Annotated in this window: 14 protein-coding genes; 5 read left to right on the forward strand and 9 right to left on the reverse strand. The window is 71.6% G+C overall.

Annotated elements, in window-relative coordinates; translation table 11 throughout:
* Positions 1-112: 112 nt before the first annotated feature.
* The 4 genes from ACIBI5_RS27135 to ACIBI5_RS27150 are packed head-to-tail and all read right to left on the reverse strand — an operon-like array spanning position 113 to position 3159.
* Positions 113-1078: a RecB family exonuclease gene (locus tag ACIBI5_RS27135; RefSeq protein ID WP_397251410.1), complete on the reverse strand. Its 966-nt coding sequence runs from the start codon at positions 1076-1078 to the stop codon at positions 113-115.
* 2 nt (positions 1079-1080) lie between these two features.
* Positions 1081-1797: an MBL fold metallo-hydrolase gene (locus ACIBI5_RS27140; protein ID WP_397251412.1), complete on the reverse strand. Its 717-nt coding sequence runs from the start codon at positions 1795-1797 to the stop codon at positions 1081-1083.
* A gap of 60 nt (positions 1798-1857) precedes the next feature.
* A complete protein-coding gene (locus ACIBI5_RS27145; protein WP_397251414.1) occupies positions 1858-2466 on the reverse strand; it encodes a MarC family protein in 609 nt (202 codons plus the stop codon).
* Between the two features lie 39 nt (positions 2467-2505).
* On the reverse strand, positions 2506-3159 hold the full coding sequence (locus tag ACIBI5_RS27150; protein WP_397251416.1) for a DUF6758 family protein: 654 nt from the start codon (positions 3157-3159) through the stop codon (positions 2506-2508).
* Positions 3160-3206: 47 nt separating this feature from the next.
* Here ACIBI5_RS27150 and ACIBI5_RS27155 point away from each other — a divergent pair, with 47 nt between their 5' ends.
* Positions 3207-3602 carry an NUDIX hydrolase gene (locus ACIBI5_RS27155; protein WP_397251418.1) on the forward strand — a complete coding sequence of 132 codons (396 nt, stop codon included), beginning with the start codon at positions 3207-3209 and terminating at the stop codon, positions 3600-3602.
* Between the two features lies 1 nt (position 3603).
* Here ACIBI5_RS27155 and ACIBI5_RS27160 read toward each other — a convergent pair whose 3' ends face one another.
* Together ACIBI5_RS27160 and ACIBI5_RS27165 are read right to left on the reverse strand one after the other, a co-directional pair.
* Entirely contained in the window at positions 3604-6702 is a 3099-nt protein-coding gene (locus tag ACIBI5_RS27160; protein WP_397251420.1) for a hypothetical protein, read from the reverse strand.
* A 214-nt stretch (positions 6703-6916) separates the two neighbouring features.
* Positions 6917-7897: a lysostaphin resistance A-like protein gene (locus tag ACIBI5_RS27165; protein ID WP_397251422.1), complete on the reverse strand. Its 981-nt coding sequence runs from the start codon at positions 7895-7897 to the stop codon at positions 6917-6919.
* Positions 7898-7998: 101 nt separating this feature from the next.
* Here ACIBI5_RS27165 and ACIBI5_RS27170 point away from each other — a divergent pair, with 101 nt between their 5' ends.
* A complete protein-coding gene (locus ACIBI5_RS27170; RefSeq protein ID WP_397251424.1) occupies positions 7999-8664 on the forward strand; it encodes a hypothetical protein in 666 nt (221 codons plus the stop codon).
* Entirely contained in the window at positions 8661-9203 is a 543-nt protein-coding gene (locus tag ACIBI5_RS27175) for a DUF6529 family protein (RefSeq protein WP_397251426.1), read from the forward strand. Before ACIBI5_RS27170 ends, ACIBI5_RS27175 begins: the two co-directional genes overlap by 4 nt.
* Here the strand turns inward: ACIBI5_RS27175 and ACIBI5_RS27180 are convergent.
* The gene (locus ACIBI5_RS27180) at positions 9193-10125 is read right to left on the reverse strand and encodes an HpcH/HpaI aldolase/citrate lyase family protein (protein WP_397251427.1); all 933 of its coding nucleotides are present in this window, start codon (positions 10123-10125) and stop codon (positions 9193-9195) included. The genes ACIBI5_RS27175 and ACIBI5_RS27180 overlap by 11 nt on opposite strands.
* A 149-nt stretch (positions 10126-10274) precedes the next feature.
* Between ACIBI5_RS27180 and ACIBI5_RS27185 the strand changes: the two genes are divergently transcribed.
* Together ACIBI5_RS27185 and ACIBI5_RS27190 are read left to right on the forward strand one after the other, a co-directional pair.
* Positions 10275-10865, forward strand: coding sequence for a biotin transporter BioY (locus tag ACIBI5_RS27185; RefSeq protein ID WP_397251428.1), 591 nt, complete (start codon positions 10275-10277; stop codon positions 10863-10865).
* 21 nt (positions 10866-10886) lie between these two features.
* Positions 10887-11246 (forward strand): hypothetical protein, encoded by a 360-nt coding sequence (locus ACIBI5_RS27190; protein ID WP_397251429.1) that lies wholly within the window; start codon positions 10887-10889, stop codon positions 11244-11246.
* A 10-nt stretch (positions 11247-11256) separates the two neighbouring features.
* Here ACIBI5_RS27190 and ACIBI5_RS27195 read toward each other — a convergent pair whose 3' ends face one another.
* Both ACIBI5_RS27195 and ACIBI5_RS27200 read right to left on the reverse strand, forming a co-directional pair.
* Positions 11257-11880: a class I SAM-dependent methyltransferase gene (locus tag ACIBI5_RS27195; RefSeq protein WP_397251431.1), complete on the reverse strand. Its 624-nt coding sequence runs from the start codon at positions 11878-11880 to the stop codon at positions 11257-11259.
* Between the two features lie 286 nt (positions 11881-12166).
* Positions 12167-13108: an EamA family transporter gene (locus ACIBI5_RS27200; RefSeq protein ID WP_397251432.1), complete on the reverse strand. Its 942-nt coding sequence runs from the start codon at positions 13106-13108 to the stop codon at positions 12167-12169.
* Positions 13109-13130: the final 22 nt, after the last annotated feature.

Here is a 13130-nt window from a genome sequence, read left to right on the forward strand (position 1 = left end):
GATCCCGGCAAAAGGCCGCCCACACACGTTCATCATCGGATGTCTGGCCGGTCCCATCCTGGAAGACCGATGCGGCCCGGGATGTCGCTGGGGGAGGATGCTCCTTTAGATGTCAGTCGGCGAGGCCGTCCCAGGGGCGGCGTTCCCGGGCGACCGCCTGGCCCTCGGGGCAGTGGCGGCGAAAGTCGCACCAGCCGCAGATCGGCCCCGGGCTCGGCGCGAACAGGTCGTCCAGCTCCGCCGACACCGCCGTCGCCCGCCCGCTCGCGGCCGGCTGGAGCGGGCCGTCGGCCTGGGGCCGCGGGGTCCTGGGTGCGGTACGGCCGGCCGTACCGGCGCCAGAGCCCGAACGCGGCGCCGGGACGTCGGAAAGGGCCGCACGGTAGCGCTCGTCGGCGTCGGCGGCCTCCACGGCCATCTCCTCGGCACGCGACAGGTGGCGGCGCAGGGTGTCGTCGGTGTGACGCCACTCGACGATCTCGCCGGTCGGCAGGTGGTGGAGCTCGACCGAGTAGCACGGGGTGCGCATCATCCTGGACGCCGCGATCGCGTAGATGGCCAGCGCGAGCGAGGACCGCGCGTCGTCCTGGGTGAGAGGCCGGCGGCCGGTCTTGTAGTCGACCACGACGAGTTCGTCACCGCGCCGGTCGAGGCGGTCGATACGGCCGGAGACGGCGATGACCTTGGTCCGCGTGGCCACGGTGCGCTCAACGCCCACCGGATCATCCGATGGGTCCAGAGTGGCGACATATCCGGAAACGAGGTCGCGGGCCCGGCCAAGCCACTGCGCCGACTGCTCGCCGTCCCTGAAGCCCTCGGTGATCCACCCGTTGGTGAGCAGGATCGCCGCCGTCAGCGGCGTCCTCCGCTCGTACGGCTCCCGCCACCACCCCGCCAGCGCGTTGTGCACGCTGGCGCCCACGGAGTTGTGCGCCCACGCGGGCCCCTTGGCGGGCTGCGGCCGGTCAAGATAGGTGAACCGGTAGCGGCGGCGGCAGTCGAGCCACGTGTTGAGCCGCGACGGCGTGCACGAGTAGAGCCGCCGCGGCATCCCTTCCAGCGGAAGCTGGTCGTACACGCTCAGTCGTCCGGGTTGAGCTTGATCCCGGCGATCTTGGACGCGTCGGTCAGCGGCCCCTCGTTGGCCACCTCGCCGGTCTCGACCCGCGTGAGCGAGCCGGAGACCCAGTCGTCGAAGTGGGGCTCCAGGTCTCCGACGGTGACCTCGTCGCCGTGGTTGGCCAGGATGCGCGTGGCATGCGGCAGCGTGAACAGCCGACCGCCGATCGCGGTCAGCTGGTCGGCCAGCCGCGGGTACTCCCCGGCCAGCTTGCCGGGGCCGTCGGCCTGCAGCGACTTGCCGGTGAAGACCACTTCGAGCGCCTCGCAGTACAGCGAGACGCCGCCGGGGGTGACGCCGGGCGTCTCCATGACGTCGAGCTGGACGTCGGCGACACCGAAGATGCCGTCGTCCTCCATGTCGATGTCCGGCCAGGTCTCCGACCAGGTCTCCCGCCACAGCGGCTTGTCCTTGGGGTGCAGCGCGACGACGGCCTCGTCTCTGCTGGCCACCTCGATCGCCGCGCCGACGTGGTCGGGCAGGCCGTGCGTGCAGATGACGGCCAGCACCTCCCGTTCGCCGACCTGCTCGAGAATCTTCTCCGCGTCCCGTGCGGGATCGACGACGATCACCTCGTCGTCGTCACCCACGATCCACGTGTTGTTCTCGACCTTGTACTCCACGCCGTCGACGTCGACGACGCCCTCGGTCACCACTCGCTCGATACGCGCTGTCACGCCACGAACAATACTGAGTTTTCTTCCAGTACGCCGTGTCCCGCCTGTTCGGATCTCCTGTCAAGCCAGCAATGCCCTGATCGCGTTGATGATGAGCTGCACCGCCAGCGCCGACAGCAGCAGGCCGGCGATCCTGGTGACCAGCTCGACCCCGTTCTCCTTGATGACGCGGATGATGCTCACCGAGAACCGCATGAACACCCACAGCACCAGGTGCACCGCCGCGATGGCCAGCCCGAGCGCGAGGATCCCGCCCGGCCGGCTCCCGGCCTGCTGGGCGAAGACGATGGTCGCCACGATGGCGCCCGGCCCGGCCAGCAGGGGTGTGCCCAGCGGCACCAGCGCCACGTTGACGTTCGAGCGCATGCTCTCGCTCGACGGCCGGGAGACCCCGCGCAGCAGTTCCAGGGCGACCAGGAGCAGCAGCAGGCCACCGGCGATCTGCATGGCGGCGACCTCGACGTGCAGGTACGCCAGAATCGCCTGCCCGAACACGGCGAAGACCACGATCAGGCAGAAGGCGGTCACCGCGGCCTGCCAGGCGATGCGCCGGCGCTCCTGCGGGGAACGCCCGCTGGTGTAGGCGAGGAAGAGGGGGATCACGCCGGGCGGGTCCATGATGACGAACATCGTCACGAACGCCTCGACGAAGAACCTGGTGCCGGACACCGCGCCCCCAACTGCCGGTTGGGGGAAGTGCTGCCGATCTTAGTCCTCCAGTCGCGGGGAGAAAGCACCGAAGGGCAGGTCGAGGTCGTGCTCGCGCAGGTCGAGCAGGCTGAGCTGAAGCAACGCGATCAGGCAGCCGGCCTCAGCGGGCCAGGCGATGGTCCACAGCCAGTTGCCCATGGCCTCGCCGGCGTAGACGGCCCGGTCGGCGGCGCCGTTCACGCACCACAGGGCGCTCGGATGGCCGAGCACGTCGATCTTGGCGTTCGGCGGGCCGGAGTCGAAGCCCTCGCCGGGGTCGGGGCCGTCCAGGCCGGCGAAGGCGGCGCCCAGGCCCACTCCGGGTTCCTCGGCGATGACCAGCAGGTCGGCGGGGCCGCTCGTCACCGACGGGCCGCCGAGCGCCACGACGCTGGCCCGCCCGCCGCTCCGGTCGTCACCCGCCTCGGCGAACCCCGTGACCAGCCACCCGGGCGGCAACGGCCATGGCAGCCACACCGGCACCCTGGATGACTTGCGCAGTTCGTCCGCCGCGCCGGCGGACGGCTGCCACGGCGGCCGGTAGGGCAGGACGTCCCCGTGCGCGGCGCACCGCCAGGCGCTCGACCACACACTGGGCGCATGAAGCGGGCCAAAACACCGTGGACACGTTGGAGCCGCTCTCACAGCTACCCACGGTGCGTCGCCGGGCACGGTCCAGTCAAGAGCACAGCCCGTTATCCCGTCGTAATCTTGGAGTTGTGCGCGTAAATTGTGTCGGAGCGATAATTTTTGATGAGTTTGGACGCCTGCTGCTCATCCAGCGCGGCCACCCACCCGGCGAAGGCCTGTGGTCGTTGCCCGGCGGCCGCGTCGACCCCGGCGAAACCGACCACGACGCCCTCATCCGCGAGATCCGCGAGGAAACCGGCCTCACCATCACCCCAGGCCCGCTGACCGGCTCCGTCGACCGGCCAGGCCCCGGGCGGACCCTCTACGAGGTCCGCGACTACCTCGCCACGCCCACCGGCGGCGACCTCACCCCCGGCGACGACGCCAAGGACGCCCGCTGGTGCACCGCCGCCGACCTCACCGCCCTCCCCCTGACCGACGGCCTGCTGGCCGCCCTCACCTCGTGGGACGTCCTCCCCCGATGACCTAACCGGCCAGGCGGAACGTCCACAGGGTCAGGTGGTCGGCCGTGTACGTGGTCGAACGGCCCAAGGCCACCACCTGGGCGCCGCTGGTCGTGACCGCCGCCAGCCACTGCATGCCGTCCCCCAGCAGCCTCGGGTCCTTGAGATCCTGCCGGGCCCAGGTCTGCCCGTCGGCCGAGATCCACGCGGCGCTGTCCGCCCCGCCGGGCTGACCGTGCCAGCCCACGGCCACCAGGCCGTTCTCACCGGCCGCCAGGTCGTGGACCGCCGCCGCCCGCTCGGCCGGCAGCCACGTATACCGCCAGCTCGCCCCGCCGTCCTCCGAGGAGGCGGCGAACGCCCTGGACGTCCCGCCGAGCTGCGCCGTACCGGTCGCCACCAGCATGTCGCCGAAGGCCACCACCTGCCGCAGCCCCGCCGACGCGGCGTCCGGCGGCGACGGGCGCTTGCGCGGCGTCCAGTTGAGCCCGTCCTTGGAGGTCCAGACGACCGCGCTCTCCTGCTCGCCCGCGCCCGAGCTGCCCACGGCCGCGTAGCCGTCCGGGGTGGCCGCCAGGTCGAAGATGCGCACCCCGGCGCCGCCCTGGGGCAGCTTCTGGCTTCTGGTGAACTTGCGCAGGTCGGGCGTGAACCAGATGGCCACGCCCGCCGAGCTCGGTCCCCGGTCCTCGCCGGCCAGGATGTAACCCTTGTCGTCGGCGGCGACCGACTGCACGTCCAGGTAGGTGTGGCCGTCGGCTCTGGCCGGCGCGGGCGCCTGCTTCCAGGTACGGCCGTCGGCGCTGGTCACGATCAGCGGGTCGGTGGCCGAGGTGCCCGACTCGGTGGCGCCGGCGGCCAGCCAGCCACGCCGGCCGTGCACGACGTCGTTGAGCATCTGACGGCGTGGGCCGCCGAGGCTGGTCGAGGTCCAGTTCTGCCAGTCTTTGCTGGTCCAGACGCCGGCGTCGCCCGAGGCCGCGCCGACCGCGACGTACTGGCCCTTCGCGGCGGCCAGGCGGGTCGTCTCACGGGCGATCCGCGACAACCCCTCGATCCCGGACAGCGGTACGCGCGCGGCGCTGCCCTTGGCCGGGGCGGACATCAGCACGAGCTGGTTGCCCACGTCCGCCGCCGCCTGGTCCCCGCCGCCGAGCAGAAGCCCGGTGTCGGTCATCGTGAAGCCGCGCAGCGAGGCGCCCGCCAGGTTGCCGAGGTCGGCGCGCTTGGTCCAGGTACGGGCGTTGGTGGTGGCCAGCACCGTGTACTTGTCCGGCCCGTCCGGGCTGACCACCGCGACGCCGCCGCCGTACGAGATGGTGGTCTCGACGCCCGGACTCCGGCCGCCGAGGTCGATCGTGCCGCACTGGCCCCAGTCGGCGCCGCTGGGCGAGCAGTAGACCCGCACCTCGCCGCCGACCGGCGGCCGCCTGATCGGCACCAGCACGAACTGCCTGCCCAGCACCGCCAGCGAGCCCGCCCTCGGTTCCGCCTCGGGAAGCTGGAAGCCGGTCGCCTGCCAGGTGAGGCCGCCGTCCACCGAGCGCACGACGCGCGAGCCCTCATCCTGCGCCGGCTGCGCGAGCGCCAGCACGACGTCGCCGCGCGCCACGACCGCGCGGAACTCGCCCGCCTCAAGCCCGCGCAGGTCGACGCGCTGCCAGCTCCTCCCGTCCGGCGACTGCCACGCCGCGGGGCCGGTCGAGCCGTCCTCTCTCGCGGTACGGCCGGCCGCCACGAACCCGGAGGCCGTCCGCGCGATGTCGTGGATGTAGTCACCCTTCCTGAAGGCGCCGTCCAGGGCCGTGGGCTCGACCGCGGTCCAGGCGGCGCCGTCGGTGCTGGTCCACAGGCCGTGCTCGACGCCGGTCTCGTCGCCGCCCGCCGCCAGCCAGCGGCCCGCGCCGCCGGTGACCCGGGTGGCGGTGGCGCTGGTGGACGCGCCCGCGGTGCCGAGCCGCCAGCTCTTGCCGCTGTCCTGCGAGTACAGGAACAGCGGCCGCGGCGTCGGGCTCGTGGTGTCGCTGCCGACGGCGACGACCGTCTTGCCCGCCGATGCCATGGCGTTGAGCTTCTGGTTGGAGCCGTCGCCCGCGCCGGCCACCGTGAACACCTCGTCGCCCGAGCGTCCCGCCGCCGCCTCCAGCCGCAGGCCCGTCTGGGCGCCCGGCCCGCCGGAGTTCCACCAACGCCACCCGAGGACGCCCGCGCTCAGCGCGACGGCCAGGGCGAGCACGAACGCCACCGGCCCGAGCACCCGCCGCCGCCGTCGTAGCGGGCTGGCCCTGCGGAACGCGGCGGGCGCCTGGCCGCGGTGATGCCGTCCCGGCCGGTCGGGGCCCGAGGCCACCAGCAGATCGGGCCGCGTGGGCCGACCGGCCGGCGGCCGCCCCACCCGTCGTACCGGCTCGTCGGGGCCGGAGGCTCCGCGCTCGTCCTCGGCCAGCGGTTCGTCTTCTGAAGCCGCGCCACGGTAGCCGGGCACGTCCTCGCCGCCCCACCGGGCGACCTCGTCCTCGGCGCCGCCCCTCCAGGCGGGCGGGACCATGCCCTCCCGCTGGGGCCGGGGCTCGACCGGCCGCAGGTTCTGGTACGGCTGCGCCCCCCGTGCCCGCACACCCGGCTGGGTCGTCTCGCCCGTGTCCCACTCCTCAGGCGGCCTCTGCTCTCCCCGCGTCCCCGCCTCTGGCTCCGGTGCGCCCGCCGACGGACCCCGCGGCCCTTCCCGCGACCCTGTCTCGGTAGAGCCCGGCGGCTCTTCCCGCGTCCCCGTCTCTGATGGGACCGGCGGGGTGGGGAGGGGGCGGGGCCGGCCGGAGGCGACGAGCTTGTCCGGGTGGCTGACGCTGCGGCGAGGGCGCCGGCGGGGCTCGCTCTCCGGTTCCCCGGTGGACGAGCTGTAGGGCCGGCGGCCCTTCGGGGGCTCGGGGGGTTCGTCCTCGGGGGTGGGCGAGGCGAAAGGAGGCAGCCCCCAGGGCGAGGCGAGCGGTACGCCGCGGGCCCGGTCGTCGGTGGGGCCCGGCGGGGTGTGCCGGATCCTCGGCTCCTCCGGAGGGCGCGGCTCGTCGTCGTCCGGCGGGTGCCGGGGCGGTTCGCTGGGGCCGGAGGCCACGCGGAGCACCTCCTTGTCGGGGGGCCGGACCGTTCCAGTTATGCCGTCCTCATTGGCTGCCTATGTCGGCATAAAAACCGATCTAGCGCACGCAGGTACCTCTACCCCATCCCACAGAGATGATCACCTCCGGAATCCCTCAACACCCACGCATTCCAGAGCAACACGCCCAGCCCGGATTGGCGAGACCTCTCTAGTGAGATTCATAGCACCACTTTGCGATTTATCCCGAAAAAGCGTTGACTGACCGCTTTCGCGAGAGAAACAGCACCCCCAGCGTGTACACGCTCAACTGCACCACCGTCCCCGCCAGCGCCTGCCAGGGCACCGCCCCCTGCTCCAGCGCCTTGTCCAGCTCCCCCGCCGCCGCGCTGACCCCGAACGCCAGGACGTTGTTGACCACGTGCATCGCGATCGGCGCCTCCAGCCCCCCGGTACGCACCGCCAGGAACCCGGTCACCACCCCGAAGCTGAACACGTCGATCAGCCCCACCCACGTGTAACCGTGCAGCGAGGCGAACAGCACCGACCCGATGACGATCCCCCACCACGGGTTGTTCAGCCGCGCCCCGAACGCCTGCAGCAGCCACCCGCGGAACATGTACTCCTCGGTCGCCGCCTGGAACGGCACCAGCAGCAAGATGATCACCAGCGCGGGGACGAACCCGCTCCACCCGGCCCACGTGAAGACCTCGTCCGTCCCCTCGCCGGTCACCACGAACACCGCGAGCTGGGCCACCTGCCCGAGGATCAACGCCAGGATCGCCACGCCGCCGCACATGAGCATCCACGACCACCGCAACCGGCCGGCGACCGAGGAGAGCGTGCCGGGTCTGCGGCGTTGGATGAGCGCCGCCGTACCGTAGACGACCGGGAGCACGGCCGCGATCGACAGCAGCAGGAACACCAGCCCGAACAGCGGATCGCCGAAAAGCTGCTCCGGCTTCGCCGGCTGGGGCATCCCGAGTACCAGCGACAGGACCGTGCCCGCCAGCAGGACGACCAGTCCCACCAGGAAGAACGCGACGCCGACCACCAGCGTGCCGACGATCGGGCGCCAGAGCTCGCCGGCGCCGTTGCGGGCCAGGTGGTCGTAGCGGGCACCGCGTGGCGTGGGCAGGAACCAGGGCTGCCGCGGCGCGGGCGGCGGGTAGGGACCCGGCTGCGGGTTCGGCTGGCCGTAGGGAATCTGGTTCTCCTGCATTCCATCATTCTGTCCGGCGGGTGAGCATTAGTTCACAGACGGGCTCCCGAAACGCGCGGATTCTTGAGGGCGTAAGACGTTTCGACCCTGGGAGCCATGTCATGTCAAGGCTGGGACCTGTCATCACCCTGGCGGCGGGCGCGGTGCTCTTCGCCGGGCTCGGTGTCGCCAGCGTCACCGCGACCCCGGCGGCCCAAGAGACCGCCGCGGCCGCTTCCGCGGCGCCGACCACCGGTGCGGCCATCGAGCCGCCACCTCCAACGGAAACCGCGACCGCGAGGCCCACTCCGGCGCGCGCCGACTACGCCACCCGCGTCAAGGGCGGCCTCCTCGCGATCTCCGTGCGGAACGGCAAGGCCATCGCCTACTTCTGCGACGGCAGGACCGAAGCCTGGTTCAAGGGCAAGGCCGCCGACGGCACGATCGACCTTGAAGGCTTCGGCGAGGCCAACGTCACCGCCGCGCTCGGCGGCGGCAAGGCCGCGGGCGAACTGGCCCTAGGCGGCAAGACCTGGGACTTCTCCGCACCGCTGGTGAAGAAGCCCTCCGGCCTCTACCGCGCGAGCGCGGTGGTCAGGGGCGCGCAGATCAAGGCCGGCTGGATCATGCTGAGGAGGCCGGACGGCAACGGCTTCTACCAGGTGGGCCTGGCCGTGGAAGGGGAGAAGAAGACCCCCGCGCCGACCCTCGACACCGCTCAGCCCAACGCCCCGGTACGCCTGGGCGACACCACGCTCTACCCGCAGGACATCGAGGAGATCTCATGACCGCCGTCGAGCCCCGCCGCGGCGGCCTCACCCCGCTGCTGGTTCCCCTCCTGCTCGGCGGCCTGGTCATGGTCGCCCTCGGCGTGTACGGCAGGGCCCACACCCCGACCGGCTTCGCGGTGGGCCCGGCCGGGTTCTCCGGCGCGCTGGCGATGAAGTCCTGGCTGACGACCGGCGCGTTCGTGCTGGCCTTCGTCCAGGTGATCTCGGCGTTGTCCATGTGGGGCAAGATCAAGGTCCGGATCCACCCGGCCGTGCACCGCTGGTCCGGCCGGCTCGCGTTCGTCCTGACCATCCCCGTGGCCTTCCACTGCCTGTACGCGCTCGGCCTGCAGTACGACGTGCCCCGAGTCATGATCCACTCACTGCTCGGCTGCTTCTTCTACGGCGTCTTCACCGCGAAGCTCCTCGCTCTTCCCAAACGCGGCCTGCCCGGCTGGACCCTCCCGGTCCTCGGCGGCCTCGCCTTCACCGCGCTGGTCGGCCTCTGGCTCACCTCGTCGTTCTGGTTCTTCACCACGATCGGCGTCAAGGTGTGAACGTCGTGGTCCGGCGCAGCCCCGCGGCCCGCCCCTTGGCGGCCACGACCAGCGCCATCTTCCGCGACGCCTCGTCGATCATCTCGTCGCCCAGCATGACCGCGCCGCGCCGCTCCACGGTGGTGTAGTACGCGTACGCCTCCAGGATCAGCTCGGCGTGGTCGTAGTCGTCCTGCGCCGGCGAGAACACCTCGTTGGCCGCCTCGACCTGCAGCGGGTGCAGCACCCACTTGCCGTCGAAACCCAGCGCCGCCGCCCTGCGCGCGATGCGCCGATACCCCTCGACATCCTTGATCTGCAGGTACGGCCCGTCGATGACCTGCAGATCGTGTGTCCTCGCGGCCATCAGCATGCGCATGAGGATGTAGTGGTAGGCGTCGCCCTCGGTGTAGCCGGGCGGCTGCTCCCCCACCACCAGCGTGCGCATGTTGATCGAGGCCATGAAGTCGGCCGGCCCGAACACCAGCGTCTCCAGCCGCCCGGACGATCCGGCGATGGCATCCACGTTCACCAGGCCCCGCGCGTTCTCGATCTGCGCCTCGATGCCGATGCGCCCGACCTCGAACCCCATCGTCTTCTCGATCTGGGTGAGCAACGTGTCCAGCCAGACGACCTCGGTCGGGTCCTGCACCTTGGGCAGGATGATCGCGTCCAGGAACTCGCCCGCGCCCTCGACCACCTCGATCACGTCCCGGTACGTCCACATCGTGGTCAGGTCGTTGACCCGCACCGTACGCACCTTGCCGCTCCAGTCGCCCTCACGCAGCGCGGCCACGATGTTCTTGCGCGCCTCCGGCTTGGCCGCGGGCGCGACCGAGTCCTCCAGGTCGAGGAAGACCGCGTCCGCGGGGAGCGTCTGGGCCTTCTCCAGGAAGCGGGGGTTGCTGCCGGGCACCGCGAGTACCGAACGACGTGATCGCATGCGCACACGGTAATGGGTGCGGTGCGGGCTGGACAGGAGGGGTCCTGACTATGGCGGCCATGGTTTCTTTGTCGGTCTCCGCTGTACGGATCCTCTAACGGCGTCTGCCAACAATGGGGGCCGTACGCTAGCAAAGGGAGTGAATCACCATGGCATCCGTCCCCTCGTCCGCCGAGCGGCCCGCCGTACTGTCCGACCTGCTGCCGGGCGCGCGTGTGCGCGACCTCACCCTGATCGTCGGCGGCGCGGCGCTGACCGGCCTGGCCGCCCAGGTCAGCTTCCCCATCCCCGGCTCCCCGGTGCCGGTCTCAGGCCAGACGTTCGCCGCGCTGCTCGTGGGCGCGTCGCTCGGCATGAACAGGGCCGCGCTCAGCATGCTGCTGTACCTCGCGGTCGGGCTGGCCGGCGTGCCCTGGTTCGCCGACGGCAACACCGCGTGGGCCGGCGGCGGCCTGGTGCCGTCGTTCGGCTACGTGATCGGCTTCGTCGCGGCCGGCGTCCTGGTCGGCCGTCTCGCCGCGCGCGGCGGCGACCGCACCCCGCTCCGCACCGTCGGCACCATGATCCTCGGCAACCTCGCCATCTACGCGTTCGGCCTGCCCGTCCTCATGGCCATCACCGGCATGGACCTCGGCCGCGCGGTGGCGGTGGGCATCGTCCCCTTCCTCATCGGCGACGCCGTCAAGATCGCCCTCGCGGCCGGCCTGCTTCCTGCCGCCTGGAAGCTGGCCGGCCGTTGATCCACGGCTAAAGTCGAAGGCGTGACCGTCATCGAAGAAGGCGCGAAGAAGTCCGGCGTCCTCTGGCTCACCCTCGACCGCCCGCGCCTGGCCTGGCACACCCTGCACGAAGGCGCCGTCTACCTGGTGACCGGGGGCGGCGAGCAGGAGTTGCCGGGCCTGGCCGAGCGCTCCGAGGTTCATGTGACGCTGCGCAGCAAGGACAACGGGGCACGGCTGGTGGAGTTCGACGCGCCGGTGACCGTGATCGACCCGTCGACGGAACCCGAGGCGGTGGCCGCCCTGGCGAAGGACCGCCTGAACGCCCCCGACACCGAACACCTCACGGACCGCTGGGCCCGCGACTCCACCATCATCCGCATAACCCTGCCCACGACCTGACCCGCCGCGATCAGGCCAGGAGCCTGCGTACCCGGAGCACATTGTCCGTGCGGGTGCCAGGCTCCCCATCGGGACCGTTCTGGCTGCGCTCGAACTCCCCGCTACGCTCCACCACCCACTCACCCTGGGCGAGCCCGAGCGAGTCGTACACCTCCTGAGGCGTCGGGAGGTGCACGTCGTGCGGCGGCGCGTGCTGCCAGGAGGCCCATCCCGAGTGCCCGAGCACCAGCAGGACCCCGCCGGGCGCCACCGCCGCCGCGGCGGCCCGCAGAATCGCCTCCCGGGACATCTCGACCGTGCTGTGCAGGTACGCCGCCGAGACCAGGTCGAACTCCCCCTCCGGGAAGCTCTCCCCGAGCTGATGCCACTGAAGATCGACCAGATCGGCCACCCCCGCCTCCTTGGCATGCTCCCCGGCCCGCTCCAGCGCCACCCGGGAGACGTCCACCCCCGTCACCCGCCACCCCCGCCGGGCCAGCCAGACGACGTCCCCGCCCTCACCACACCCCAGATCGAGCGCCCGCCCAGGAGCCATCCCCTCGACCTCGGTCACCAGCATCGTGTTGGGCTCGCCGCTCCAGATGCGCTGACTCTCGCTGTAGCGGGCGTCCCAGAACTCCTCGTGTTCGCTCACACCCGCACTATTGGCCGCCCACCCCCCGCGGGGCAAACCCCGTTGCCAAACCAGCAAACCCACCCGCAGAACCCCACCAGCCCTCGCGCCTCCCCGCACCCGCAACGCCCGCCTCATGCCCACCAGCGCCGCCCCCGCGATCATGGAAACCCCGGGACGGAGCCGGTGGAGCAGAGGGCCGGGCGGAGCGCCGGGACGGGGCGACGCGGCGTGACATGGAGCCACGACGCGAAGGGCCGGGCCAGGCATGACGCGGCGCGAAGTGCGGGGCGGGGCGGGTGGGGGGTCAGGTTGCGTGGGCCGGTTCGGGGGTGGGGGTTGGTTGGGTGGTGGCGGTTTGGGCCAGCAGGGCTCCGGTCAGGACCGTCAGGCCGCCGATGATCTGGAACGGGCCCAGGGACTCGCGGAGCAGTGCCCAGGCGACTATGGCGCCTCCTATGACCTCCAGGGACGCCACCGTCGCGCCCACCGCGGCGGACAGGCGGCGGACCGCGTTGACGCCCAGGATGTACGCCATCACCGTGGCCACCAGCACCATCCACACGTACGCCCCGAGGACCGGCAGGGCCACCCCGCCGTTCGGGGCCACGGTCTGGGTGAAGGCGCTCCAGCGGATGTTCCACGGCTGGGCGAACGGGGCCAGGACGATCGCCGCGCCGATCATCCCCCACGCGATCAGCCCCAGCGAGTCGATCTCGTCCCCAAAACTATCGTTCATCAGGAAATATCCGGCGCAGCACGCCCCCGCCACCAACGCCAGCAACAACCCCAGAGCGTCCAAGCGCAACCCCTGCCACGCCTCTACCACCACGCCCAGGCCCACGACGGCCACCACCGCGCCGACGAACGCGGCCCGCGGCAGCCGTACCTTCCGCACGAAGCGGACCCACACCACCACCATCACCGGCGCCATGTACTCCAGCAGCAACGCCACCCCCACCGGCAGCCGCGTGATGGCCAGGAAGAACAACGCCTGCACCCCCGCCACCGCCATCACCGCATAGGCCGCGAAGAAGCCCCATTTCTCGCGCGGGATGCGCAGCGCCTGCGGCTTGACCGCGGCCAGTACCGCCACGAGCAGCACCCCGGCACCGGCCATCCGCACCCAGACCGCCTCGATCGGCACCAGTCCGGCGGCGTTCAGGTACTTGGCCATCGGGCCGGAGAAGGCGAAACAACACGAGGAGACGAAGGCGATCGCCAGTCCCGCATACCGCAACGTCAACACATCCTGAGAGTAATGAGTGTTA

It is taken from the genome of Nonomuraea sp. NPDC050540 (assembly GCF_044457485.1).
Classification (GTDB): domain Bacteria; phylum Actinomycetota; class Actinomycetes; order Streptosporangiales; family Streptosporangiaceae; genus Nonomuraea.